This window comes from Cobetia sp. PS-4MA (assembly GCF_057670765.1).
On record NZ_CM173107.1, the window covers coordinates 2413360 to 2437315 of the forward strand.

Annotated in this window: 25 protein-coding genes; 4 read left to right on the forward strand and 21 right to left on the reverse strand. The window is 62.3% G+C overall.

Going from position 1 to position 23956, the window contains the following annotated elements:
- The first annotated feature begins 13 nt into the window (after positions 1-13).
- On the forward strand, positions 14-388 hold the full coding sequence (locus tag AC26AR_RS10180) for a hypothetical protein (protein WP_488106949.1): 375 nt from the start codon (positions 14-16) through the stop codon (positions 386-388).
- 424 nt (positions 389-812) lie between these two features.
- Here the strand turns inward: AC26AR_RS10180 and AC26AR_RS10185 are convergent, their stop codons facing one another.
- The 6 genes from AC26AR_RS10185 to AC26AR_RS10210 all read right to left on the reverse strand — a co-directional run bounded on the left by AC26AR_RS10185 (position 813) and on the right by AC26AR_RS10210 (position 6606).
- Positions 813-2096 carry a TRAP transporter large permease gene (locus AC26AR_RS10185; RefSeq protein ID WP_084208291.1) on the reverse strand — a complete coding sequence of 428 codons (1284 nt, stop codon included), beginning with the start codon at positions 2094-2096 and terminating at the stop codon, positions 813-815.
- Entirely contained in the window at positions 2093-2722 is a 630-nt protein-coding gene (locus AC26AR_RS10190) for a TRAP transporter small permease (RefSeq protein WP_084208290.1), read from the reverse strand. Before AC26AR_RS10190 ends, AC26AR_RS10185 begins: the two co-directional genes overlap by 4 nt.
- Before the next feature lie 3 nt (positions 2723-2725).
- Positions 2726-3700, reverse strand: a complete 975-nt coding sequence (locus AC26AR_RS10195) for a TRAP transporter substrate-binding protein (RefSeq protein ID WP_488106950.1) — start codon at positions 3698-3700, stop codon at positions 2726-2728.
- A 412-nt stretch (positions 3701-4112) separates the two neighbouring features.
- Entirely contained in the window at positions 4113-5012 is a 900-nt protein-coding gene (folE2, locus tag AC26AR_RS10200; protein WP_488106951.1) for a GTP cyclohydrolase FolE2, read from the reverse strand.
- Positions 5013-5152: 140 nt separating this feature from the next.
- Positions 5153-5581, reverse strand: a complete 429-nt coding sequence (locus AC26AR_RS10205; RefSeq protein ID WP_136938543.1) for a DUF4440 domain-containing protein — start codon at positions 5579-5581, stop codon at positions 5153-5155.
- A 77-nt stretch (positions 5582-5658) separates the two neighbouring features.
- Entirely contained in the window at positions 5659-6606 is a 948-nt protein-coding gene (locus AC26AR_RS10210; RefSeq protein WP_488106952.1) for a zinc ABC transporter substrate-binding protein, read from the reverse strand.
- Between the two features lie 132 nt (positions 6607-6738).
- Here AC26AR_RS10210 and AC26AR_RS10215 point away from each other — a divergent pair, with 132 nt between their 5' ends.
- Together AC26AR_RS10215 and AC26AR_RS10220 are read left to right on the forward strand one after the other, a co-directional pair.
- Positions 6739-7536, forward strand: a complete 798-nt coding sequence (locus tag AC26AR_RS10215; protein WP_488106953.1) for an ATP-binding cassette domain-containing protein — start codon at positions 6739-6741, stop codon at positions 7534-7536.
- Between the two features lie 14 nt (positions 7537-7550).
- Entirely contained in the window at positions 7551-8375 is an 825-nt protein-coding gene (locus tag AC26AR_RS10220) for a metal ABC transporter permease (protein ID WP_488106954.1), read from the forward strand.
- Between the two features lie 45 nt (positions 8376-8420).
- Here AC26AR_RS10220 and AC26AR_RS10225 read toward each other — a convergent pair whose 3' ends face one another.
- Positions 8421-8906, reverse strand: a complete 486-nt coding sequence (locus tag AC26AR_RS10225) for a MarR family winged helix-turn-helix transcriptional regulator (protein WP_488106955.1) — start codon at positions 8904-8906, stop codon at positions 8421-8423.
- Positions 8907-9009: 103 nt separating this feature from the next.
- Here AC26AR_RS10225 and AC26AR_RS10230 point away from each other — a divergent pair, with 103 nt between their 5' ends.
- On the forward strand, positions 9010-9909 hold the full coding sequence (locus tag AC26AR_RS10230; RefSeq protein WP_488106956.1) for an EamA family transporter: 900 nt from the start codon (positions 9010-9012) through the stop codon (positions 9907-9909).
- A 178-nt stretch (positions 9910-10087) separates the two neighbouring features.
- On the opposite strand, the gene zigA is transcribed toward AC26AR_RS10230, so the two are convergent.
- From zigA to urtA, 14 genes are all read right to left on the reverse strand, one after another.
- Entirely contained in the window at positions 10088-11305 is a 1218-nt protein-coding gene (zigA, locus tag AC26AR_RS10235) for a zinc metallochaperone GTPase ZigA (RefSeq protein ID WP_191237817.1), read from the reverse strand.
- A 302-nt stretch (positions 11306-11607) separates the two neighbouring features.
- The gene (locus AC26AR_RS10240) at positions 11608-12192 is read right to left on the reverse strand and encodes a HupE/UreJ family protein (RefSeq protein WP_488106957.1); all 585 of its coding nucleotides are present in this window, start codon (positions 12190-12192) and stop codon (positions 11608-11610) included.
- Positions 12193-12296: 104 nt separating this feature from the next.
- On the reverse strand, positions 12297-12935 hold the full coding sequence (gene ureG, locus AC26AR_RS10245; RefSeq protein ID WP_054556181.1) for an urease accessory protein UreG: 639 nt from the start codon (positions 12933-12935) through the stop codon (positions 12297-12299).
- Positions 12936-13016: 81 nt separating this feature from the next.
- On the reverse strand, positions 13017-13718 hold the full coding sequence (locus AC26AR_RS10250) for an urease accessory protein UreF (RefSeq protein ID WP_303568389.1): 702 nt from the start codon (positions 13716-13718) through the stop codon (positions 13017-13019).
- Complete coding sequence (gene ureE / locus AC26AR_RS10255) at positions 13708-14364, reverse strand: urease accessory protein UreE (protein WP_488106958.1); 657 nt, start codon at positions 14362-14364, stop codon at positions 13708-13710. The genes AC26AR_RS10250 and ureE overlap by 11 nt, the downstream gene beginning before the upstream one ends.
- 48 nt (positions 14365-14412) lie before the next feature.
- Positions 14413-16116 carry an urease subunit alpha gene (gene ureC / locus AC26AR_RS10260; RefSeq protein WP_176494429.1) on the reverse strand — a complete coding sequence of 568 codons (1704 nt, stop codon included), beginning with the start codon at positions 16114-16116 and terminating at the stop codon, positions 14413-14415.
- Between the two features lie 102 nt (positions 16117-16218).
- Positions 16219-16548: an urease subunit beta gene (locus AC26AR_RS10265; protein ID WP_054556303.1), complete on the reverse strand. Its 330-nt coding sequence runs from the start codon at positions 16546-16548 to the stop codon at positions 16219-16221.
- An 11-nt stretch (positions 16549-16559) separates the two neighbouring features.
- Positions 16560-16862, reverse strand: coding sequence for an urease subunit gamma (gene ureA, locus AC26AR_RS10270; protein WP_024952521.1), 303 nt, complete (start codon positions 16860-16862; stop codon positions 16560-16562).
- A gap of 42 nt (positions 16863-16904) precedes the next feature.
- Positions 16905-17801, reverse strand: a complete 897-nt coding sequence (locus AC26AR_RS10275) for an urease accessory protein UreD (RefSeq protein WP_488106959.1) — start codon at positions 17799-17801, stop codon at positions 16905-16907.
- Positions 17802-17812: 11 nt separating this feature from the next.
- Complete coding sequence (gene urtE, locus AC26AR_RS10280) at positions 17813-18559, reverse strand: urea ABC transporter ATP-binding subunit UrtE (protein ID WP_488107901.1); 747 nt, start codon at positions 18557-18559, stop codon at positions 17813-17815.
- 77 nt (positions 18560-18636) lie between these two features.
- The gene (gene urtD / locus AC26AR_RS10285; RefSeq protein ID WP_488106960.1) at positions 18637-19464 is read right to left on the reverse strand and encodes an urea ABC transporter ATP-binding protein UrtD; all 828 of its coding nucleotides are present in this window, start codon (positions 19462-19464) and stop codon (positions 18637-18639) included.
- Positions 19461-20630, reverse strand: coding sequence for an urea ABC transporter permease subunit UrtC (gene urtC / locus AC26AR_RS10290; protein ID WP_488106961.1), 1170 nt, complete (start codon positions 20628-20630; stop codon positions 19461-19463). The genes urtD and urtC overlap by 4 nt, the downstream gene beginning before the upstream one ends.
- A gap of 3 nt (positions 20631-20633) precedes the next feature.
- Positions 20634-22286 carry an urea ABC transporter permease subunit UrtB gene (gene urtB / locus AC26AR_RS10295; RefSeq protein ID WP_488106962.1) on the reverse strand — a complete coding sequence of 551 codons (1653 nt, stop codon included), beginning with the start codon at positions 22284-22286 and terminating at the stop codon, positions 20634-20636.
- Between the two features lie 134 nt (positions 22287-22420).
- A complete protein-coding gene (gene urtA / locus AC26AR_RS10300) occupies positions 22421-23695 on the reverse strand; it encodes an urea ABC transporter substrate-binding protein (RefSeq protein WP_136938922.1) in 1275 nt (424 codons plus the stop codon).
- Positions 23696-23956 lie beyond the last annotated feature (261 nt).

Consider the following 23956-nt stretch of genomic DNA (forward strand, 5'->3'; position numbering starts at 1 on the left):
GAGCCGCCTGTCCATGAGCCTGTCCCTGACGCTGATCGGGGTGGATATCGTCTGCATGAACGTGCCTGTTCTGCTTCGCTTCCTGCAGGGCTCGGGAGAGTGGCGAGACCTGATCGGCATGCTGTGTGGTTCGCTCGGCGTGATGTCCTGGACATGGTTCGCACTGCGCAATGCTCAACAACTCAAGGCCGAACGTTTTTCCGCGCGAGAGTGGTCCACCCTGCAGGGCATCGCGACCGGGGTCGTGGCAATCATGATTCTTGTGCTGGTCGCCGTCTTGCAGCCGCGAATACTGCCGCTGGAGCTGTCATCAGAGCGCTGGTGGGCTTTCGGTTCCGCAGTCGTCTTCATGTCGGTGGGCGGTTCGTGGATTGCCAATGCCTTGTGAAACTCCTCCGCCCAGCGACTGCAGGTCTCCGTGGGTGGGCAGAGACCGTCTTCGAGACCTGCTGTGTGTTGCTCTACGGCTACCTGCTGGCATGGCAATGGCCCCAGACCAACGAAGTATTGGGCATGCTGCTGATGCCTGGAGGTGTCACCTGGATTCTCCGTGCCGAACAGCATGTGTCCGGCCCCCGCCAGATAGCACAAGGCGTGCCGGTTGCTGGACCGGAAAAGTGAAATCCCCCTCCTGATGCAGCGTGGATTGCCTGAGGGGCATGCACCTCGGGGTTCGCTTGCTGGCTTCAGACACGCCAAGGCCGCCTCAAAGGGCGGCCTTGGCGTGTCTGGTGAGCAGTCTCCATCACTGCCCTACTTACTTACCTATCTACCTATCTATCTACCTATCTATCTACCTATCAATCAAACACTCACCCATAGAAGTGCTCGACAAGACTCATGGGAATCGCCGGCACGTAGGTGACCAGCATCAGCACCAGGAAGAGCACGAAGATCATCGGCAGATTGACCTTGGTGGTTTCCCACATGTCCGTTCTGGCAATCGAGCATGAGGTCGCCAACACCGAGGCGACGGGGGGTGTCTGCTGACCGATGGCCAGGTTGAGCGTCAGAATCAGGCCGAAGTGGATGGGATCGATCCCGATCTGCTGGATCAGCGGCATCACGATCGGCACGACCAGGATGATGGCCGCTGCACCATGCAGGAACATCCCCAGCAACAGCAGCAGGATATTGAGCAACGCCAGCACCGCCACCGGGTCCGTGGTCAGTGAGGTGATTTCCTGCGCCAGTTGCTGCGGCAGCTGCATCTCGGTCAGGAACAGCCCCAGGACGGCTGAGGTCGCGACCAGCAACATGACGACGGACGTCTGGATCACGCCATCGATCACCGCCCGATACAGCACCTGCAGATTCAATTCGCGATAGACCAGACCCCCGATGACCAGCGCCGCCAGCACGGCGATGCCCGCTCCTTCCGTGGCGGTCACGAAGCCGCCGAAGATTCCGCCCAGGATGATGACCGGCAGCGTCAGCGCCCAGAAGGCTTCCCGGAACGCCTTGCCAAGCGCCGACAGCGAAAAGGCAGCCTCACGCGGCATGTCGTACTTGCGGGCATAGTAGTAGCAGAGCACTGCCAGGCCGAATCCACCCAACAGGCCCGGAATGATCCCCGCCACGAACAGTTTGACGATGGAGGTATCCGCGATGGCGCCATACAGGATCATCGACAGCGACGGCGGAATGATGATCGCCAATGACGCGGAGGATGAGGTGATAGCCGCCGAGAACTCTGGCGTGTACTTGCGCTTCTTCATCTCGGGAATCAACACCGACCCCGTGGCTGCCACGTCCGCGACAGCCGAGCCGGAAATCTCGGCAAAGAACAGTGACACCCCGACATTGACCATGGCCAGGCCACCGCGCACGAACCCCACCATCGCCGTGACGAGATTGATCAGCCGCATGGAGATGCCTGACGTGTTCATCAGCGCACCGGCGAGGATGAACAGCGGAATCGCGATCAGCGGAAACTTGGTCGCGCCATTGAAGAGCGTCAATGGCACGTTCACCAGCGCATCCACGCCCATGAAGATCACCACCCCCACGACCCCCACCGTGCCGATGGCAACCGCGATGGGCACGTTGATCAGCACCAGTGCGAACAGGGCCGCGATAATGATCAGTAACGTCATGAGCGGTGCTCCTTGAGGTCTTCCTCGGCCAAGCGGATGGCTTCCGCGATCTCTTCCTCTTCGCTGTTGACGCCTTCACACATCTTGCGCCATGCATGGGGCAGGCTCAGCAGCTCACACACGATGAAGAGTGCCGCACTGAGCGGGATCACCGACTGGGTGACATCCAGGCCGATGCTCGGCAAGGCGATCAAGGCATCCCAGGCCAGCACGTCCAGCACCTGATACCCGAACCAGCCCACCACGGCAAAGAATCCGATCACGATTAGCTCAGAGGTAATGAACAGCGTACTGCGCAGTGCGATGGGCGCCTTGGTGATCAAGCCGGGAAAGCCCATGTGCGAACGCTTCAAGGCCGCGAGACAAGCGCCATAGAAGCTGAGCCATGCCAGATTGATCGAGGCGACCTCGTCATACCACGGCAAGGAGCCACCGAAGGTACGCAAGGCCACTGCTGCCAGCACGATCACTGTCAGCGACAACAGCAGGCTGACGGTAAATACCTCAAGGCAGCGTTCTACCACACGGTTGATTCTGTCCAGCACTGTCAAGTCAGCCTTGGGCGTCAGTCCTTCCCCACTCTCGGTGGGGAAGGTTGCCTTGGCCGCATGGGAATGCGAGCTCATGACTTACTCCTTGGCCAGTGCCATGGCCCGGTCAACCAGCGCCTGGCCGCCATCGACCTTGTCGGAGAACGCCTGATAGACCGGCGCACTTGCAGTGACGAAGGCATCCCGGTCCACCTCGTTGACGGCCATGCCACCCGCCTTGAGGCTTGCCAGCAGCTTGTCATCAAGCTCCGCCCCCTTGGCGAAGGCCCAGCTCTGAGTCTCGGCGGAGACTTCGGCAATCGCTGCCTTCACGTCCTCGGGCATCTTGTTCCAGCCGGCCTGACTGCTGGTCAACCAGATGGGCGAATAGACATGATTGGAGAGTGACAGATACTTCTGCACCTCCTGGAACTTGGCGCCATCGATGTTGGACAGCGGGTTCTCCTGACCATCGACGACCCCGGTCTGCAGCGCCACGAAGACTTCCGAGAAGGCCATCGGTGTCGGGTTGGCGCCCCAGGCGTTGAACATGCCGGTCCGCCATTCGCTCTGTGGGGTACGCAGCTTCAGCCCGTCCAGGTCTTCTGGCGCCACGATCGGATGCTCGTTATTGGTGATCTGACGGAAGCCGTTCTCCCAGGTGGAGACCAGCTTGAGGCCCTTGGACTTGGCATCCTCGGCCAGATCCGTCATCACGATCGTATCATCGATGCGCTTGAGGTGTTCACGGTCCTTGACCATGAACGGCATGTCGAACAGGGCGAAGCTTGGTGACACGGACGACATCACCGAGGAAATCGCGGCCAGGTCGACCGTACCCAGGCGCAGCTTTTGGATCAGCTGGCGCTCATCCCCCAGCTGCCCACTGTGGTAGTACTCGACCTGATGCTCATCGCCGAGCCGGGCTTGCAGGCTATCGGCGAAGTACTGCGCGGTCTGGCCCTGCAGACTGTTGGGACTACCCCCGATGGCAAACACGATCTTCTCGGCATGTGCGGTCGTGGCACCCAAGGCGGCGGCTAACAGCGTGGCGGCAAGCATGACTCGCTTCATTGTCGAATCCCTTTGATTGTTCTGATTATGGGTATGGACGTATCGCGTCTGGCATGACGCTTGAGGACGGTGAGCGTGTGCTGCCGACGGAGCTTCGAGCGCTTCACGCGCAAGAGCCGCCCCTCAAGTGGACTGCAAACCATACCAGATAGAGCAGAACTTAGACGTCTCCCGACTCAAGGGTCAATCCAATTGGCGCAGAAATAGACCTTTGTCTAGACATATACGCAATATATCGCTCTACATCACAACATCTGGCCTATTTTGCAAACCACATGATGCCTGATGGCGGCGCCCAAGACGCGAAGGCCCCACCGGCATCACCGGCAGGGCCTGGACAGATCAGACATCAACCTCGATGTCTCTTCAGCGGGACCGTGAGCTGGCACTCACCATGGCGCAGGGGGGCTTCTTACGCACCGCCTCCCCAGGCTACGGCATCATGGGGGTGAAGGCTCTCGATATGCCGCACTTGGACATGCGCCTCGCCTTGTGAGACTGCCAAGCCATTGATCAAGCGGCGCGCGGCGTCCTCGACGAACATCAGATTCTGTCCATTGAGCGCGGCAAATGCCTGCTCATCGGCACGTTTTACGGCCGTCTGGACAGGCGTCGCCACGGCCTGCTCGATGGCATCAATCAGCGCGATCAGCCCTAGATCCTCGGCTTCAGGCTTGAGCGTGACCTGAACCAGCGCTTCACTGCGCTGGCTGTGGGGCGTGGCCAGCGTCGCATGGTGGATGAGCCACTCGGCGACCTGCTCTGGGGTCAGCGCGGCGTCATTGTGGTGAGCCTCCAGGAACGCTTGCTCGATCAGCTGACGCGACAGGGCCGCCGAGCAGGGACAGGTGGAGGAATAGCCCACCGTGACACTGGCCTGCAGCGTGAACCTGCCCTCGTGCAGACTGGCCTCCAGCGTGACGGGATACGACTTCCATCCGTAGAGTGCCGGCGTGACTAGCGCCGGACGCTTCACCAGCAGTGCGAACGTCATCTTCACGCGGGCATTGCGCGAGGCGCAGTCATGATGACTTTCGACCATTGCAGCGAGCACATTCCGCAGACTGCCGGGGGTCAGCGCCTTGCCCTCCGCCAGCCCATCCAGCAGACGGTAGAGGCGCGACATGTGAATGCCCTTGGTATGCGGCATCGGCAGGTCGACCTGCGCATCCACGCGGGCATGCAATTCACGGCGGTAATCGCCCTCCTCGATGAGTACGGGCAGATCGATCCCCTGCATGCCCACCCACTCAAGGGGGCTCAGGGAACGGGAGCGCTCGGTCAGGGAAACGTCGGGGAGTATTGCGGTCATTCGTCAGATATCCAGAGCGGCTCTCCTCAGTGCCGCCTCCCTCACGCCGGTGGGAGGCAGGCACTGAGTTCCGCCGAAGTGTGGGGGAGTGTCAGGAGAGGTGAAGAACACAGCGCGGACGGCTCGCCGTCAGCGCAGGATCATCCCGCCAGTCGCGAGGAGTGATGGCCGGTGATCTTCCACTCGCCGAGGATCTCCTCGAAGGTGAACAGAAAACGGGCCGGAATCGTGACCGTCTCGTCAGCGACGCGATACTCGAAGGTGTAATGGCCGCCGATCACCACGGTGCCCAGCTTGCGACTGACCCGTGGCGAGTACTCACCCAGCTCGCAGGCCAGCGCCTCATTGGCGAGAAAACCATCGAAATAGGCCTGCCGCTGCTGGCGATTCTCACGCACATCATCGGCGACCGTCGGCACCAGAATCGCGTCCTCGGCATACAGCGAGAGAAGCGTTTCCTTTTCCCCACGCGTGACGGCGATCGCCCAGCGCTCGAGCGTGCGAGTCGCGGCATTGATGCAAAATTCAGCGTCACGTTCCGTCAATGGAGGGGACGTCGGATGAGGCATGCAGTGGCTCTCTCTTGAGGATATGGAAAGAAAGACGGGGGGCTGCCGGCCTCCCCGCCCTGATGTCACGTGATCGCTCAGGCGTCGGCACACCGCAGGATGCCCTGCCCCAGACGCTTGATCAGCTGCGGATAGAGTGTCTCGCCCAGCGGCAGCCCGACACCCAGCGGCTCGAAGACGATGGAGGTCTTGACGCCGGTCCCCTCGAAGACACTCTCGATCAACGCCGGGTTGTACTGTGGCTCACGGAAGACGCACTGGATGTTGTCCCGCGCCACGCGCGTCTGGATCTCCTTGACGCGCGCCGGGCTGGGCGTGGAGGCATCCCCCAGCGAGATGGCACCGGACGCGGGGACATCGAAGCGGTGCTCGAAGTACTGGTAGGCATCATGGAAGACGATGTAGCGAGTGCCCTGAACTTGCGCCAGACGCGCCGACAGTGACTCTGTCATGGTGTCGAGCTCCCGCTGGCCCGCCTGGGCATTCCTGCGATAGGTCGCGGCATGCTCCGGGTCCTGTGCTGCCAGCGATTCCGCGATCTCTGCCAGCCAGAGACGCGCATTCATCGGGTCCAACCAGCCATGAGGGTTCATGCCAGCGTGGGCATGCTCATGGTGATCATCATGGCTGTCGTGGTCGTCATGCTCATCATGATGCGCCTCGAAGGTGGCGCCCTCGCGATAGCGCAGATGAAGGGTGCCGGGCACTTCCATCAACTCGACGGCATCAGCATCCGCGGCCAGCGTCTCACGCGCCTTGGCAAGCCAGGGCGTCAGCTCATCACTCACGAAGATCATGACATCCGCGTCGGCCAGTGACCTGGCCTCGGAGGGCCGCATGGAATAGCCATGCGGCGAGGCGCCGGGCTGGATGACAAGATCGGGACTGCCCAGCTCCCCCATGACGCGCGAGACCAGTGAATGCACCGGTGGGATATCCACCGCGACGGATGGCACCTCCGCCATGGCCACGGCGGGTAACATCAACACTGGCAGCGAGAGGAAAGGCAGCAACCGATTGCGCATGACGGTTCTCCAGAAGATGCGATGACATGGAAGGAAGTTCGGAGACGCTACCGCCTCGACTCAATATGTTATAATATAACACTTACGATCACTGAACCGCCAACGTTGTCATTCTTCAAGGGTCCGCTCTCCATGCCGCTGTTATCGATCGAGAACCTCTGCGTCACCCTCGGCAAGCACCGCATTCTCGAGGAGATCGAGCTACAGGTGGAACGCGGTGAAATCGTCACCCTCGTAGGCCCCAATGGGTCCGGCAAGTCCACGCTGCTTCGCAGCATCATCGGGTCCATCACCCCGTCGCACGGTCGGATACAACGAGAGCCGGGACTCAAGATCGGCTATGTCCCTCAACGTCTGAGCCTTGACCCGACGCTGCCGATGACGGTGGAACGCTTCCTGAACCTGCCACATCGACACTCGCTGGATACCGTAGCCCATGCCCTCCTGCAGGCCGGTATTCCCGGTGCCGAGGTTCAGCAGATCGCCAGTCTCTCCGGTGGTCAATTCCAGCGCATTCTGCTGGCTCGTGCACTGCTGGATTCGCCTGATCTCCTGCTGCTGGATGAGGCGACCCAAGGCCTGGATCATCGTGGCATCGCGGATTTCTATCGTCAGATCGATCGCGTCCGTCACACCCTAGGCTGCGGAGTGCTGATGGTCAGCCACGAACTGCATGTGGTGATGCGCGCCTCCGACCGCGTCGTCTGCCTGCATGGGCACGTCTGCTGCCAGGGCACGCCTGAGCGCGTCATGGCCTCACCGGCCTATCAGAATCTGTTCGGACTCGACACTGCTGACGCCCTCGCCTTCTACCGATATGACCATCGACACAGCCACACGGCGCCGCCGATGGATGACAGGGTGCCGCCTGCACAGCCCCTCACGACACCCGCGACACCCGCGACACCGATCACAGAGAAATTGCACTGATGCTGGACAATGTCATGGACGATTTCATGGTCCGCGCCGCTCTGGCTGGCATTGCCGTCGCGCTTGCGGCAGCGCCCTTGGGCTGTTTCGTCGTCTGGCGGCGCATGGCCTATTTCGGTGATGCCACGGCCCACGCCGCGATTCTCGGGGTGGCGCTGTCACTGTTGATGTCCACCTCGATGCTGGCAGGCGTGCTCATCGTCTCGCTGATCATGGCGACGCTGGTGACCCTGCTCAGCGGACGCGGCTATGCCATGGACACCCTGCTTGGCGTCATGGCGCACTCCGCGCTCGCCTTCGGGCTGGTCGCCGTGTCCTTCCTGCCTGGCGTACGGATCGACCTGATGGCCTATCTGTTCGGCGATATCCTGGCCGTCAGCAAGACGGATCTTGCGATCATCGCCACAGGAGGCCTGCTGGTCCTCGGGCTGCTTCGCTGGCGCTGGTCGGCATTGCTCACTGCGACACTCAATGAAGAACTGGCGCGTGCCAGCGGCATCAACCCGCAACGCGAGCAGCTGGTGCTGACATTGTCGCTGGCCGTGGTGGTCGCGGTCGCCCTGAAGGTGGTCGGGGCGCTTCTGATCACCGCGCTGCTGATCATTCCAGCGGCCACGGCACGCCGCTTCTGCCACACCCCAGAACTCATGGCGGTTACCGCTGCCATCGTCGGCGGGATTTCCACCACCGGCGGTCTGCAGGCAGCCTACTGGCTGGATACGCCCACCGGCCCCACCATCGTGTGCCTCGCCACCCTGCTTTTTGCCCTGAGCACTGCAGCGGCACGCATCTCACGCCTCGTTTCTCAGACCGGCAGCGAGACTTCTACTCGAGGTTGATCTGGTGCATACCCCTACAGAGGCCCGATGAGTGCTGCATGATAACTAGCGTTCTTCATCAGACATTAGCTTGCGCAGCAGACAGGCAAGCTGATGTTGCTCATCGCTGTCCAGCGCACTCGCCATCCGGTGCTGATTCTCGACATGCGCTTCCAGAGTGGTGTCGATCAGACGGCGCCCTGCTTCCGTCAGCGCGACGCGATTGCTGCGCCGATCCTCATCACTGGCCTGGCGTTGCAACAACCCTCGCTTCACCAGCTGATCTATCCGCGTGCTCATGGCACCGGAAGAGAGCATCAACGTCTGATACAGCTGAGTCGGGGTCAATGGCACCTGTGAACGTCGCAGCGTCGCCAGGATGTCAAACTCGATAGTCGACAGGCCCTCCTTCTCGAATACCTGCTCCATCCTAGAGCCAAACACACGACCTGCCCGGCTGATACGCCCGAATATGCCCATCGGCCGGCAATCCAGATCGGGGCGAGCTTCCTCCCACTGCGCAAGAATGCGATCCACGGTATCCCACATCATGAAACCTCCCAGTTATCTTTCCCAAAAGATACTTTGACGTCGGCGGTTTTGCGAGTACTCTTACATTTATCTTTTTAAAAAGATACTTCAAGGAGAGACAAGCATGCCATCTTCACACCTGAAGGTTCTCGCCATGACCGCTACAGCCCCGATCATTTGGGGGAGTACTTACCTGGTGACACAGACCCTTCTCCCTGCCGACACGCCATTCACCGCAGCCACCATTCGCGCCCTTCCCGCGGGAATACTGATTCTGCTCTGGACTCGACAGACCTTGTCGGGAGGGTGGTGGGTGAAGGCCATGGTGCTGGGCACCCTCAATATCGGACTCTTCTTTACCTGCCTATTTGCCGCGGCATACCGCATCCCCGGCAGCATGGCCGCCTTGCTGCTGGCAAGTCAGTCGGTGTGGGTTCTACTGTTGAGTCGCTGGTGGCTAGGGACAGACTTCAACATGACAGCCGCAATGCAGTGTGGACTGGGCATGGTCGGAGTGGTGATGCTGCTCAATCCCGGCCAAGGTGGACTGGACATGACAGGGGTCGGGGTCGCACTGCTCGGTGCTGTCTCGATGGCCGCCGGCATCGTACTCAGCAAGCGCTGGCAACGTCCGCCCGACGTCAGTCAATTGAGCCTGACGGGCTGGCAATTGATCTTCGGTGGACTGTTGTTGCTGCCTTTGGCCGCCTGGTCGGAAGGTATTCCGACCACCCTCGAGCCGCAACATCTGCTGGGCTATGGCTACCTGATCCTGCCGGGTGGCGTGCTCGGCTATAGCCTCTGGTTTGCCGGCGTCCAGCGACTGCCCGCCTTTTCCGCATCACTGCTGGGAATGCTCAGCCCGCTGACGGCAACTGTGTTGGGTTTTCTATGGATGGGCGAGTCATTCGGCTCCCTTCAATGGCTTGGCACTCTCTGCATCGCTTCTGCCCTGACATTCCCCCTCTGGGTATCGCTCAAGCGACGTAGCACTCAGCCAAGCCGTCATGAATTGACTCGATGACACAACAGGGAAAATCCCACGTGCATAGGCAGTCTGCCTTGAACGGGAAAGTCATCTCTTCAAGGAACGAAGAGCAGGTGCATCAAGCAATGAACGTAGAAACAGAACACCCCACTGATCGCGGATCAGTGGGGTGGTTTGGCGAGTGCCAGCAGATCAGGGACTCAGGTGCTATCGCTCATTCCCAGGCGGGAAACGGGTCCGGCAGAATACGCCAGGCTTCCTTGCCTGCCAGCAGCGTGGCGTCATCGAGCAGACACTCATCCAGCGCCTGGCGGATACGGTCTTCCTCCAGGTTCTGACCGATGAACACCAGCTCCTGGCGCATGTCGCCGAAGGGCTCTTGCCATTTTTCCTGGATCGACGCCAGGTACTCGGGGTCTTCGGGCCATTCGACCTTCGGTACCGCCTTCCAGAACATGCCGCCGAACCCATAGTGGGCGATGCCACCGGCCTGGTTCCACTGCCCCGCGAACTGTGGGCGCGTGGCCAGCCAGAAGAAGCCCTTGGAGCGCAGCAGCTTGCCACCGAACCAATCCCCGTGGAGCAGCTGGTGGAATTTCTCAGGATGAAACGGTACACGCGCATGGTAGGAGAAGCTCGAAATGCCGTACTCCTCGGTCTCCGGTACGTGCTCGCCGCGCATCTCCTTCAACCAGCCCGGTGCCTGCTGCGCTCGATCGAAACTGAAGCGACCGGTGTCCAGTACCTTGGAAAGCGGCACGGCGCCCTGCGTCATGGGCAGAATCTCGGCTTCCGGGTTGAGCGAGCGCAGCACGGCCGTCAGCTCATCCAGCTGAGTTGCCTCGATCATGTCCGTCTTGCTGATCAGCAGCACATCACAGAACTCGATCTGGTCGACCAGCAGATCCGCGACATTGCGCTCATCGTCCTCGCCGAGGCTTTCTCCTGCTTCGGCCAGTGACTGCGCCTCGCGATACTGAGCAAGGAAGTTGGCGCCATCCACGACGGTGACCATGGTGTCGAGACGTGCGACATCCGAGAGGCACTGACCATCTTCGTCCTCGAAGGTGAAGGTCTCCGCCACCGGCAGCGGCTCGGAAATGCCGGTGGACTCGATCACCAGACAGTCGAAGCGCCCCTCCTCGGCCAATCGCCGGACCTCAATGAGCAGGTCCTCGCGCAGCGTGCAGCAGATACAGCCATTACTCATCTCCACCAGCTGCTCCTCGGCGCGATTGAGCGCCACCTCGCCGCCTGTGCCGGATGCGCCGCGTACCATGGCGGCGTCGATATTGACCTCGCTCATGTCATTGACGATCACCGCGACTCGCCGCCCTTCGCGGTTAGCCAGAATGTGATTCAACAGCGTCGTCTTGCCGGCGCCCAGAAAACCGGACAACACGGTTACCGACAAGGGATATGAAGGAGACATTTGGGGGGAAGTCATCAGGCACTACCTCAATGGGTTGGGTCATTGCCACGCCGTGCGCGCATGACGGCATTCTTGCCGGCGCATGGTCAGGCCGAGGTTCAGGTGAGTGCCTGGACGTGGGAGACCGCTGGTTTCTCGATCATCAGATGTGGCAAATGATACGTTATAACATAATCTCCCGTCAGCCATTTTCTGATGAAGCGCCCCACCTCTCTTGTGTCGTCAGCATCAGAAAGAAAGAAAACGCCCCGCTGGCAAGCCAGCGGGGCGTTTCTCGTCGCGAGCAGAATGTCAGGTGACGATCAGACTGCCATCATCACGGCAGAGGCCATCACTGCCCCACCCACCAGACGAGACGCGATGGTTGGCACGCTCATCAGGCGCTGACCCACTGCACGGCCCAGCAACGCCAGGGCCAGTGTCGCGATCACGAAGCCCGCCATGTAACCCATGGCACTGCCAGCCGCCGGCATTTCCAGCGCGTGGGCGAAGCCGTGGAAGGCCATGAAGCCGGCCACCATGACGGCGCCAGCCAGAGTCGGCAGACGCAGAAGCAGCGCCACCAGAGCACCGGACACCAGCACCGAGAGCAGGATGCCCTGCTCGGCGATCAGCGCATGCAGCGCCTGTCCACCGCTGAGAAGCGCAATACCGGCCCCCGCCAGCATGCCAATGACCATCAGCAGCGGCGTGCCAACCCTCAAGGCCCGTGACTGGCGTGCACTCCAGATGCCGATGGCCAGCATGGCCAGCAGGTGATCCAGCCCGGTGAAGGGATGCGTCAGGCCGGCCATCAGTCCCTGGGCATCATGGCCGGGGTGTGCGGAGGCCGAGGTCGCCACCAGCAACAGTGAGGTGGCCAGCAGTGCGGAGTGAGAACGCTTCATGTGTCATTCCTGAACAAGATGATGATGAATTCACCCGATATCCGTCATGTGTCGACTACCGGGAGACAATGGGCGACAGGCAAGTGACAGAAAACGCTGCGCCGTCAGGCCTGTGCGGCCAGCTTTTCCGGGCGGCGCTCCGGCAGCATGCCGCGATCCAGAATGAAGGCGATGATCTCTTCCAGGCCGACGCCGTCATACAGGTTGGCGAACACGAAGGGCCGCTCGCCACGCATCTTGCGCGAGTCGCGGTCCATCACCTCAAGCGAGGCATGCACCTGCTCGGCGATGTCGATCTTGTTGATGATCAGAAGGTCGGACTTGGTGATGCCCGGCCCGCCCTTGCGCGGAATCTTGTCACCTGCCGAGACGTCGATCACATAGAGCGTGAGATCGGAAAGTTCGGGGCTGAAGGTCGCGGACAGGTTGTCACCGCCGGATTCCACCAGCACCAGCTCCATGTTCGGATGACGCGCCTGGAGATCATCGATGGCCGCCAGATTCATCGAGGCGTCTTCGCGGATCGCGGTATGTGGGCAGCCACCGGTCTCGACGCCGAGAATGCGGTCCGCCTCCAGCGCTTCATGGCGCAGCAGGAAATCGGCATCTTCGCGGGTGTAGATGTCATTGGTGACCACCCCGATGTCGTAGTGATCGCGCAGGGCCAGACACAGCTGACGCAACAGCGCCGTCTTGCCGGAGCCTACCGGCCCACCCACTCCTACGCGTAGACAATGCTTCATGACAGCTTCCTTTCTCGTGAGATATCAGGGGTTCGTGTCGGTCGGTTCAGGCGCCGCCGCCTCAGAACAGGCGGCGTTCGCTCAACTCCTGAACAGACGGGAATATTGTGTTTCGTGCTGGGCGGAGGCGAGTGCCAGCCCCGGCAGTATCGGGCCAAGCGCTGCATCCGGGCGCTCAAGTGCCTGTGCGACGACCTCCACTACGCGGGGGCGCAGTTGCTCGGTCAGGCGCTGCGCGGCGGTGTGCCCCAGCGGCATGGCCTTGCAGGCCACCGCCAGCTGGTTTTCCAGCCAGGCCCAGGCGAAGCCGATCAAGGTCTGGCGCAGTGGCACCCCACGCTGGTACGCCACCCAGGCAAACACCGTGACGTAGCCCGGTGTCTCGGGCATCAGCGCCGCTGGTGGTTCAAGTTTGAGGCTTCTGAGCAGGCGCAGCAGCGCCGCCCCGAGACGCGCGTCCTCATCGCTGAGTTCGGCGGTTTCGCGTGTCGCCTTGAGCCAGCCATCCCACTCATTGAGCGCCGACGCATCCTCCTCGGCCCATGCCTGCTGCAGGCGCACCAGCAACGGCAGTTCGCAACGGCCGAGCCCGTCTTCCAGCACGCCGTCGATCCATTCGCCAAGCTCCTGCTCCTGAGTGACCCACCCAAGTTCGAAGGCACTTTCCAGCCCCTGGGACCAGGCAAAGGCGCCGATGGGCAAGGCCGGACTCACCAGCTGCAGGAGCCCCAGTAGTGCCAGGTCCTCCTGAGCCGGCAGGCCCGCCATGGCATCAGTGCTCATGCGTGTGCTCATGAGTGTGGCTGTGAGAATGACCGTGGCTGTGAGAATGACCGTGGCTGTGAGAATGACCGTGGCTGTGCTCATGGTCATGTGGCTGACCATGATCGTGGCTATGGTCATGGCTGTGAGCATGGGAATGCGCTTGCCCCGCCTGGGCATAGGCGCCCGGCTCAGGATCAAAGGGCGCCTCGTGATGAGTGAGGGTCGCCCCCAGTCGCTCGGCCAGCGCTTCCAGCACGTGGTCCGGCGGGAAGCGCACCCAGCCGGTTTCGTCCTTGGCTTCAGCATCAGCGTCAGGCGTATGCATGCCGATCGCCAGCTGCACATGGCGATTGCCCAGGTGATAGCAGAGCGCCGCCATCGGACGCCCGGCGGCGATGTGGGCAGTCACTACCGGCTCATCCGCGGCGCGGATGCGGATCACCTCGCCCTCGCGCGAGGCCAGCCGATCGCCGTCACGCAGCACCGGTCCGCGATCCAGAAACAGGCCGACCTCGCGCCCGCCGTCCGTGATAGCACGCAGCCGCCCACGAATGCGCAGCTCCAGCGGCAGAGTCAAGGTATCCAGAGGCTCCGCCTCGGTGTGAGCGCTCGCTGGGTCGCCTGATCCACTGGCGTCTGGCAGGCGATGTATCAGTTCCATCATGGCGTCATTCTCAAATAGGGAATCAGAACAGGCACTTGAAACAGGCCCTCAGAACAGGTGATAGCGCTGGGCCAGCGGCAGCTCGGTGGCAGGCTCACAGGTCAGAAGTTCACCGTCGGCGAAGACTTCGTAGGTTTCGGGGTCGACCTTGAGCTCCGGGCAGGCATCGTTGAGTTTCATGTCACGCTTGCGCACCTGGCGTACGTCGCGACAGGCGGACAACGGGCTGTCGAGTCCGAGGGCCTCGCCGACACCGGCCTTGAGTGCCGCCTGAGAGACGAAGGTCAGGCGCGTGGCGCTGGCTGCCTTGCCGAAGGCGCCGAACATCGGGCGGTAATGCACTGGCTGCGGCGTGGGGATCGAGGCATTCGGGTCGCCCATCGGCGCGGCGGCAATCATGCCGCCCTTGAGAATGCAGGCCGGTTTGACGCCGAAGAACGCCGGTGACCACAGCACCAGATCCGCCAGCTTGCCGACCTCGATGGAGCCGACCTCATGGGCGATGCCGTGGGTGATGGCCGAGTTGATGGTGTACTTGGCGATATAGCGGCGGGCACGGAAGTTGTCGGTGCCACGCTCGGCATCCTCCGCCAGCAGGCCACGCTGCTCGCGCATCTTGTGCGCGGTCTGCCAGGTGCGGCAGATCACCTCGCCCACACGGCCCATCGCCTGGGAATCCGAGGACATCATCGAGATGACACCCAGATCATGCAGGATGTCCTCGGCGGCGATGGTCTCGCGGCGAATGCGCGAATCGGCGAAGGCCACATCCTCAGGGATGCTCGGGTCCAGGTGATGGCAGACCATCAGCATGTCGAGATGCTCATCCACCGTGTTGACGGTGTAGGGGCGCGTCGGGTTGGTGGAGGACGGCAGCACGTTGGGCCGCGAACAGGCAGTGATGATGTCCGGCGCATGGCCGCCACCGGCCCCTTCGGTGTGGAAGGTATGGATGCAACGGTCCTTGAAGGCCGCCAGGGTATCCTCGACGAAGCCCGACTCGTTCAGGGTGTCGGTATGGATCGCCACCTGCACGTCGTAGGCGTCGGCGACTGTCAGGCAGTTGTCGATGGAGGCCGGCGATGTGCCCCAGTCCTCATGCAGCTTGAGGCCAATCACGCCGGCCTCGATCTGCTGCTCCAGCCCCTCGGGCAACGAGGCATTGCCCTTGCCGAGCAAGCCGATGTTCATCGGCAGGCTGTCCACCGCCTGCAGCATCTTGCCGATATGCCAGGGTCCCGGCGTACAGGTGGTGGCATTGGTGCCGGTGGCCGGCCCCGTGCCACCGCCGAGCATGGTGGTGATGCCGCTCATCAGCGCCTCTTCCACCTGCTGGGGGCAGATGAAGTGGATGTGCGGGTCGACACCGCCAGCGGTGAGGATCTTGCCCTCACCGGCGATGATCTCGGTGCCCGGGCCGATCACGATATCCACGTCAGGCTGGGTGTCGGGATTGCCGGCCTTACCGATGGCCGCGATGCGCCCGGCCTTGAGGCCGACATCCGCCTTGACGATGCCCCACCAGTCCAGAATCAGCGCATTGGTGATCACGGTATCCATCACGCTCTCATCAGCGCGCTGGCTCTGGCCCATACCATCGCGAATCACCTTGCCACCGCCGAACTTCACCTCTTCGCCATAGTGGGTGAAGTCCTTTTCCACCTCAATCCACAGCGCCGTATCGCCCAGGCGCACGCGGTCACCAGTGGTCGGGCCGTACATGTCGGCATAGGCCTGTCGCGTTATCTTCATGGGTTGCCTCTTGATCCCTGAGCCGCAGTCTCTGAATGAGCTCCAAGGTAAATGCCTGTCGGCGCCATTGCCTGGCGCCTTGACGGAAAGGTTGTCACTCGCTCAGCGCTCGACACTGCCGTCATCCTTGAGCTGTCCCATCACCTCGCCGCGGAAGCCATAGATATGACGACTGCCGGCGAAGGGAATCAGCGTGACGTCACGCGTCTGCCCGGGCTCGAAGCGAATCGCCGTTCCGGCGGCGATGTCCAGGCGCTGTCCGAGGGCGGCCTCGCGATCGAACACCAGCGCCGGATTGGCCTCGGCAAAGTGATAGTGCGAGCCGATCTGGATCGGTCGGTCGCCGCGATTGCCGACCGAGAGCGTGGTGCGCAGGCGGTCCTCGCAGAGAGAGATCTCGCCGTCCGCCACCTGATATTCACCGGGAATCATCATTGCTCACCTCACACGATGGGGTTGTGAACGGTCACCAGCTTGGTGCCATCCGGGAAGGTCGCCTCGACCTGCACCTCGGGAATCATCTCGGCGATACCTTCCATCACGTCATCACGGGTCAATACCTCTGCCCCGCGCCCCATCAGCTCAGCCACGCTCAATCCTTCGCGTGCGCCTTCCAGAATCTCGGCGCTGATCAACGCGATGGATTCCGGGTAGTTGAGCTTGAGGCCCTTGGCCTTGCGGCGCTCGGCCAGCAGTGCTGCGGTAAACAGCAACAGCTTGTCCTTGTCTCTTGGCGTCAGTTCCATGTCGTGACTCTTGTGGTTGTCATTGCGTGGGGGCTCTCGAGGTCAGGTCAGCCAGATACGCGGCACCTGTGCCTCAAGCCCCGTCATCAGCGGGCGCAGGATCTGCCATGCCTGCTGGCACAGCGCCCAGGCCTCGTTGCGTTCATGGCCCAGATAGCGCAGCAGCAGCACGCCCTCGCGGCGTGTCACCGCCCATCGCGGAGAGGCAGGCATCGCCTCGCGCAGGGCCTCGATGGCCGCCGCCTCATCTGCAAGCCCTACCGCCCACAGCGTGGCCTGGACACTGCAGCCGCCCTGCCCCCAGCGCCCCATGAAGCGCGCATGCAGCGGGTCCAGCGACTGGCGCTCGATCCACACTGGCTTGCCATCACGCGTCAGGCGGAAGCGTTGCTCCAGATGGCCACTGACGAAGGGCAGCTCACCGACGGGGCGGCCGAGTGCCAGCACCTCCCAGCCCAGACAGCGAGCATTGCCCTCAAGCTCGAGGGTGGTGGTCTGCTCGCCGCGCGAGCCATTGAAGGCCAGCGTCTCCTGAGGCAGCCATTCCAGGGTGGCGCCGTTGGCGACCTTGAGATACGTATGCTGGCCCCAGGCCACGCCGTTGCGATCCGCCTTGTAGAGCTTGGCCGCCGCCGGCGTCGTCAACAGCACCCGCGCGCCTTCCTCGACCTCTGCCGTGATATGCAGTGCATCACCACTGACCAGCCCGCCGGGAGGGTGCAGCAGATAGACATGGCAGCAGCCGTGGCGGCCTTCCGGATAGAAAGGGCGCTGCACACGCAGCGGGCCGTGATGACGACGACGCGTCAGTCGCGTGATGGGGCCTGCGCCATCACGGGTGTCGGTCTCGAAGCGCAGCGCCAGCGAGGCCTGCCACTGACGCTGATCATCGAAGCGATGGCCGGACGCGACATCCGTCGCGCCGTCTGCGGAAATCATGCACTGGATGGTCATACGGTCAGGTGCTGCTTGATCAATTCATCGGACAGCGCCGCGATCTCGCCTTCGGCCACCCGCCGGCCGCGATCCATGATCACGAAGCGATCGGCGTACTTGCGCGCGAAGGGCAGCTTCTGCTCGACCAGCAGCACCGTCAGGCCGTCTTCCTTGATCAGGCGGCGAATGACCTCGCCTATCTGGGCGACGATATTGGGCTGGATGCCTTCGCCGGGCTCATCGAGGATCAGCAGGCGCGGTTCGATCACCAGCGCGCGGCCGATGGCGAGCTGTTGCTGCTGCCCGCCGGACAGGTCACCCCCACGCCGGTGACGCATCTCCTTGAGCACGGGAAACAGCTCATAGATGCGCTCGGGAATCTGGCGCAGTCCATCACGACGTACGGGCAGGCCGGTGCGCAGGTTCTCTTCCACCGTCATCATCGGGAAGATCTGACGCCCCTGGGGGACATAGCCGACGCCCAGGCGGGCGCGCTCCTCGAGCTTGCGGCGTGTCAGATCAAGCGGCTCGAGGCCACTGGCATCGCCACTGCTGCTCTCACCACTACCGCCCTCGGCACGATACAGAAGCTTGCCGTCGCGGACGCTCTCCTCACCCATGATGCATTTCATCAAGGTGGTCTTGCCGACGCCGTTGCGGCCCATCACGCAGGTGCATTGGCCGGCGGGAATCTCCAGCGTGAGATCCCACAGCGTATGACTCTCGCCGTAGAACTGATTGAGCGACTCGATGCTCAGCAGCGGCGCCACGTCATTCGTCGCCGGGTCATGGGTCGGCGATGCGTGGTGCATCGGGGTATCGGTCATCTGCGCTTGCGTCATCCGTCACTCTCTCCCAGGTAGACCTCGACGACCTTGGGGTCGCTCGATACCGCATCCATGCTGCCTTCCGCCAGTACCGAGCCCTGATGCAGCACCGTGACCTTGCGCGCGATGGAGCGCACGAAGCCCATGTCATGCTCGACCACCACCACCGACTGGTGTCCCGCCAAGCTGGTCAGCAGCTCCGCGGTGCGCTCCATCTCCTGCTCGGTCATGCCGGCCACCGGCTCATCGACCAGCAGCAGACGCGGTTTCTGCATCAACAGCATGCCGATCTCCAGCCACTGCTTCTGGCCGTGGGACAGGATGCCCGCCTCGCGCGCATGCCATTCCTTGAGATGAATCGTCTGCAGCACTTCCTCGATCCGATCCCGAGTCTCGCCGGTCATGCGCGCGGTCAGGGTCGGGAAGATGCGCTTGTCGGTGGCCATCGCGAGTTCGAGATTCTCGAACACGCTGAGCGCCTCGAAGACGGTGGGCTTCTGGAACTTGCGACCGATGCCCAGGGTGGCGATCTCGGGCTCACTCATGTGCAGCAGATCGTGGCGGCTGCCGAACCACACCGAGCCACTGTCGGGGCGCGTCTTGCCGGTGATGATGTCCATCATCGTGGTCTTGCCGGCGCCGTTGGGGCCGATGATGCAGCGCAGCTCACCATCGTCGATGGTCAGGTTGAGGTCGTTGATCGCCTTGAAGCCATCGAAGCTGACACTGACATCCTCCAAATAGAGGATCGGCCCGTGGGTCACATCCACTGGCGAGACACGTGGGGTCAGGAAGTCGAACACGCGATCCCGCGTCGCCATCTCTTTTAACAGGCTCATGCAGTGGCCTCCTGCTCGGTGGGACGAGTCGCGTTCGTCGGATCAATCTTCGCCTTGGACGACGAGCGCCGGCCCCAGCCACGCTGGGCGAACAGGCCGGCGATCCCCTTGGGCAACAGCACGGTGACCAGCACGAACAGACCGCCGAGAGCGAACAGCCAGGCGTCCGGCATGATGCCGGTGAACACCGTCTTGGCGTAATTGACGATCAGCGCGCCCAGCACGGCGCCGTAGAGCGTCGCACGGCCACCGAGCGCCACCCACACCACCACCTCGATGGAGAACAGCGGCGAGAACTCGCCAGGATTGATGATGCCGACCTGCGGCACATACAGCGCTCCCGCCACACCGGCCAGCATCGCCGAGACCACGAAGATGAACAGCTGGACACGTTCGACGCGATAGCCCAGAAAGCGCGTGCGCGCCTCGGCGTCGCGACAGGCGATGCTCACGCGCCCGAGCTTGGAGCCGACGATGCCGCGACACAGCAGATAACCGAGTCCCAGCGCCACACCACTGGCGATGAACAGCGCGACGCGCATGGCATCCGTGCGCAGATCGAAGCCCAGCATGTCCTTGAAGTCAGTCAGGCCGTTGTTGCCGCCAAAGCCCATCTCGTTGCGGAAGAACGCCAGCATCAAGGCGAAGGTCAGCGCCTGGGTGATGATGGAGAGATAGACACCGGTGACGCGGGAGCGGAAGGCCAGGAAGCCGAACACCAGCGCCAGCAGCCCCGGTGCCAACAGCACCATCAGGAAGGCGAAGCCCGGCATGTCAAAGCCCTGCCAGAACCACGGCAGCTCCTGCCAGTTGAGGAAGACCATGAAATCCGGAAGCTCCGGATTGCCATACACGCCGCGGTCACCCACCTGGCGCATCAGGTACATGCCCATGGCGTAACCGCCCAGCGCGAAGAAGGCGCCGTGGCCCAGGCTGAGGATACCCAGGTAGCCCCAGACGAGATCCACCGCCACCGCCAGCAGCGCATAGCACAGGTACTTGCCCAGCAAGGTGACGGTGAAGGTGCTGACATGCAACGGGTTACTCTCGGGCAGCAGCACATGCAGCAGCGTGACCGCGAGTACCGACAGTGTCAGGACTGCCAGGAATATCTGGGTGGAGCGCTCCGTGAAGGGGCGCGCCAGCCAGTAACGTGAATCAGGCATGGATCAACCCTCCGCGGCGCGGCCCTTCTGCGGGAAGAGTCCCCGCGGGCGCTTTTGAATGAACAGGATGATGAACACCAGCACCACGATCTTGGCGAGGACCGCACCCGCCCAGGGCTCGAGGAACTGATTGAGCAGTCCCAGCGACATGCCGGCCACCAGCGTGCCCCACAAATTGCCGACCCCGCCGAACACCACCACCATGAAGGAGTCGATGATGTAGTTCTGGCCCAAGTTCGGACCGACGTTGGTGATCTGCGAGAGCGCGACACCGGCAAGGCCGGCAACGCCGGAGCCGAGTGCGAAGGTCATGATGTCGACACGCGTCGCCTTGATGCCCATCGAGCGCGCCATGGCCCGGTTCTGGGTCACCGCCCGCACCTCGAGCCCGAGACGGGTGCGGCGCATGATCAGCATCAGACCGGCGAACACGAACAGCGCGAAGCCGATGATGTAGAGGCGATTGAGCGTCAATGACAGCGCCTCATTGATCATCAGCGAGCCGCTCATCCACTCCGGCGTGACCACGATGCGATTCAGGGGTGAGATGGTGGTACGCACCAGCTGCTGCAGGATAAGGCTGATGCCGAAGGTGGCCAGCAAGGTCTCCAGCGGTCGCCCCTTGAGGTGCTGGATGACGCTGCGCTCGATGATCACGCCCACCGCCGCCGCGACCAGAAAACCCGCCGGAATCGACAGCAGCAGCGCCAGCCCCGGCTGCCCGGGCAGCAGCTGCTGCATGCCCCAGGTGGTGTAGGCGCCCAGCATGATCAGTTCGCCATGCGCCATGTTGATCACGCCCATGACACCGAAGGTGATGGCAAGCCCGATGGCAGCCAGCACCAGTACCGAGCCCAGCGAGAGGCCGAAGTAGAGCGTCTCGAGCCCGCTGTTGAGCTTGAGCTTCTGCTCGATACCGGCCAGTGCTACCCGGGCGGCCTTGGCCAGCTGCGGGTCATCACTGGCCGCAGCACCATTGATGGCGGCAATCGCCGCGGCGTTCAGGCTGCCGGACAGCGTCTCCAGCGCCGCAGGGTCGCCATTGGCTTCCAGCCGCTGGATGGCGAGTGCCTCCGCCAGGGTGGCGCGAATATCAGCATCGGCTTCCTTCTCGATCAGACTCGGCAGCCGCTCGGCCATGGCCTCATCGACACTGCCGCGCAGGCCGCGCGCCGCCGTAAGCCGGACCTCGGCCTCCGGGGACGACAGGTCGATCATCGACAGCACACCATCGATGTGGCCGCGCAGCGAGTTGTTGCTGCGCAGCGTCTCGAGTTCACGTCGCGAGACCTTGCCGGCGGAGTCGCCGGACAGGGCGTCGGAAACGGCCCATTCGCGGCCGCGATTATTGTCGATGATCAGGAAGCGCTCGCCGCTCTTGAGGCGAGCCAGCTTGCTTGAGGAGAAGGCTTCCAGCCAGCCACGCGCGCGCGCATCACCGCTCACGGCGATCTCATCGATCACGGCCGGCTTGGCGGGATTGCGCGCCTCGGCAAGTCGGGTCAGCAAGGCCTGGGCAGCGCTGTCAGACAGACGCGCTGACTGCCCAGTCGCGGAGTCGGACTGGGCAGCGGCAAACAGGGGGAATGACAGAAGACAGATCAGCAGCATCCTCTGCCAGCACCCGCGGAACATCATTGCAACGGAAATAGACATCACGAAGGCCATCCATGGTGAACGCGCGAAGGCGTCATCAGTCTCCGAGGGCGTCGCGACCTCGGAGCCGACACTCAGCGAGGCGGCACGCAGGTTCACATGCGCGCCGCCTCACTCTCAGAACGTGCGACGCCTCATTGCGTGGCGACGTTCTGTTGAGCCCCACAGGAATGGGTCACGACGTTGTAGTTGCCGCACTCCATCGGTTTGCGCCAGTCACTGATCAGGTCCTTGGAACCTTCCAGATAGTCCGACCAGGCATCGCCTGCCACGGTGGAAGGGGTCTGCCAGACGACGGAGAACTGACCGTTGTCCTGGATCTCGCCGATCAGCACCGGTTTGGTGATGTGATGGTTGGGCATCATGGTGGCGTAGCCGCCGGTCAGGTTGGGAACGGATACGCCGATGATGGCGTCCTTGACCGCATCGACCTCGACACTGCCGGCCTTGCGAGCGGCTTCCATCCACATGTTGAAGCCGATGTAGTGGGCTTCCATCGGATCATTGGTGACGGCATCTTCCTTGCCGGTGTAGGCGATCCACTCATCGATGAAGTCGTAGTTGGTATCGCTGTCCACGCTCATGAAGTAGTTCCAGGCCGCGAGATGCCCGACCAGCGGCGCGGTATCGATGCCCGAGAGCTCCTGCTCGCCCACCGAGAAGGCCACCACCGGAATGTCCTCGGCATCGATGCCCTGGTTGGCCAGCTCACGATAGAACGGCACGTTGGCATCGCCGTTGATGGTGGACACCACGGCGGTCTTCTTGCCCGCGCTGCCGAAGGACTTGATGTCCGAGACGATGGACTGCCAGTTGGAATGACCGAAGGGCGTGTAATTGACCATCACATCCTCGTCGGCCACGCCCTTCGACTTGAGGTAGGCAGCCAGGATCTTGTTGGTGGTACGCGGATAGACATAATCCGTACCCGCCAGCACCCAGCGCTCCACGCCCACGTCGTTCATCAGATAATCCACTGCCGGAATCGCCTGCTGATTGGGCGCCGCCCCGGTGTAGAAGACATTCTCCGAGGACTCCTCGCCCTCATACTGCACCGGATAGAACAACAGGCCGTTGAGCTCCTCGACCACCGGCAGCACCGACTTGCGCGAGACGGACGTCCAGTTGCCGAAGATCACGTCGACCTTGTCCTGCGCCAGCAGTTCACGCGCCTTCTCGGCGAACAGCGGCCAGTTGGAGGCCGGATCGACCACGACAGGCTCCAGCTTGCGTCCCAGCAGCCCGCCCTGCTCGTTCTGCTTCTCGATCAGCATCAACATGGTGTCTTTCAGTGTCGATTCACTGATCGCCATGGTGCCGGACAGTGAATGCAGGATGCCGACCTTGATCGGCCCCTCTTCCGCCTGGGCGACATTGGCCAGCGAGAAACCGACACAGGCGGACAGCATTGCGGTAGCAATTTTCTTGTTCACGACATTCCCTCGTATCTTGTTGTACTTGTTATCCCTCCTCGTGTAGTGCAATCGATATGCCAATCAATGGCATAGGGCCGACCCGCTTAGTACATTTCATCGCCGTCACTATTTTTCGGTAGACGATTAAACATCCTATGCGCACCAATAAAGGGCATGGAGAAATATATTTCTTTGTCCGCGCACCAACCTGGTGATCTTTTACCGTCGTCTTATGCTATTCACTGCTATCCAGCG

What these genes read in the sequence shown, in the direction of transcription:
- AC26AR_RS10180 (WP_488106949.1), top strand. Translation starts at nt 14, where the DNA reads ATGAGCCTGTCCCTGACGCTGATCGGGGTGGATATCGTCTGCATGAAC.
- AC26AR_RS10185 (WP_084208291.1), bottom strand. Translation starts at nt 2,096, where the DNA reads ATGACGTTACTGATCATTATCGCGGCCCTGTTCGCACTGGTGCTGATC.
- AC26AR_RS10190 (WP_084208290.1), bottom strand. Translation starts at nt 2,722, where the DNA reads ATGAGCTCGCATTCCCATGCGGCCAAGGCAACCTTCCCCACCGAGAGT.
- AC26AR_RS10195 (WP_488106950.1), bottom strand. Translation starts at nt 3,700, where the DNA reads ATGAAGCGAGTCATGCTTGCCGCCACGCTGTTAGCCGCCGCCTTGGGT.
- folE2 (WP_488106951.1), bottom strand. Translation starts at nt 5,012, where the DNA reads ATGACCGCAATACTCCCCGACGTTTCCCTGACCGAGCGCTCCCGTTCC.
- AC26AR_RS10205 (WP_136938543.1), bottom strand. Translation starts at nt 5,581, where the DNA reads ATGCCTCATCCGACGTCCCCTCCATTGACGGAACGTGACGCTGAATTT.
- AC26AR_RS10210 (WP_488106952.1), bottom strand. Translation starts at nt 6,606, where the DNA reads ATGCGCAATCGGTTGCTGCCTTTCCTCTCGCTGCCAGTGTTGATGTTA.
- AC26AR_RS10215 (WP_488106953.1), top strand. Translation starts at nt 6,739, where the DNA reads ATGCCGCTGTTATCGATCGAGAACCTCTGCGTCACCCTCGGCAAGCAC.
- AC26AR_RS10220 (WP_488106954.1), top strand. Translation starts at nt 7,551, where the DNA reads ATGGACGATTTCATGGTCCGCGCCGCTCTGGCTGGCATTGCCGTCGCG.
- AC26AR_RS10225 (WP_488106955.1), bottom strand. Translation starts at nt 8,906, where the DNA reads ATGATGTGGGATACCGTGGATCGCATTCTTGCGCAGTGGGAGGAAGCT.
- AC26AR_RS10230 (WP_488106956.1), top strand. Translation starts at nt 9,010, where the DNA reads ATGCCATCTTCACACCTGAAGGTTCTCGCCATGACCGCTACAGCCCCG.
- zigA (WP_191237817.1), bottom strand. Translation starts at nt 11,305, where the DNA reads ATGTCTCCTTCATATCCCTTGTCGGTAACCGTGTTGTCCGGTTTTCTG.
- AC26AR_RS10240 (WP_488106957.1), bottom strand. Translation starts at nt 12,192, where the DNA reads ATGAAGCGTTCTCACTCCGCACTGCTGGCCACCTCACTGTTGCTGGTG.
- ureG (WP_054556181.1), bottom strand. Translation starts at nt 12,935, where the DNA reads ATGAAGCATTGTCTACGCGTAGGAGTGGGTGGGCCGGTAGGCTCCGGC.
- AC26AR_RS10250 (WP_303568389.1), bottom strand. Translation starts at nt 13,718, where the DNA reads ATGAGCACTGATGCCATGGCGGGCCTGCCGGCTCAGGAGGACCTGGCA.
- ureE (WP_488106958.1), bottom strand. Translation starts at nt 14,364, where the DNA reads ATGATGGAACTGATACATCGCCTGCCAGACGCCAGTGGATCAGGCGAC.
- ureC (WP_176494429.1), bottom strand. Translation starts at nt 16,116, where the DNA reads ATGAAGATAACGCGACAGGCCTATGCCGACATGTACGGCCCGACCACT.
- AC26AR_RS10265 (WP_054556303.1), bottom strand. Translation starts at nt 16,548, where the DNA reads ATGATTCCCGGTGAATATCAGGTGGCGGACGGCGAGATCTCTCTCTGC.
- ureA (WP_024952521.1), bottom strand. Translation starts at nt 16,862, where the DNA reads ATGGAACTGACGCCAAGAGACAAGGACAAGCTGTTGCTGTTTACCGCA.
- AC26AR_RS10275 (WP_488106959.1), bottom strand. Translation starts at nt 17,801, where the DNA reads ATGATTTCCGCAGACGGCGCGACGGATGTCGCGTCCGGCCATCGCTTC.
- urtD (WP_488106960.1), bottom strand. Translation starts at nt 19,464, where the DNA reads ATGAGCCTGTTAAAAGAGATGGCGACGCGGGATCGCGTGTTCGACTTC.
- urtC (WP_488106961.1), bottom strand. Translation starts at nt 20,630, where the DNA reads ATGCCTGATTCACGTTACTGGCTGGCGCGCCCCTTCACGGAGCGCTCC.
- urtB (WP_488106962.1), bottom strand. Translation starts at nt 22,286, where the DNA reads ATGTCTATTTCCGTTGCAATGATGTTCCGCGGGTGCTGGCAGAGGATG.
- urtA (WP_136938922.1), bottom strand. Translation starts at nt 23,695, where the DNA reads ATGCTGTCCGCCTGTGTCGGTTTCTCGCTGGCCAATGTCGCCCAGGCG.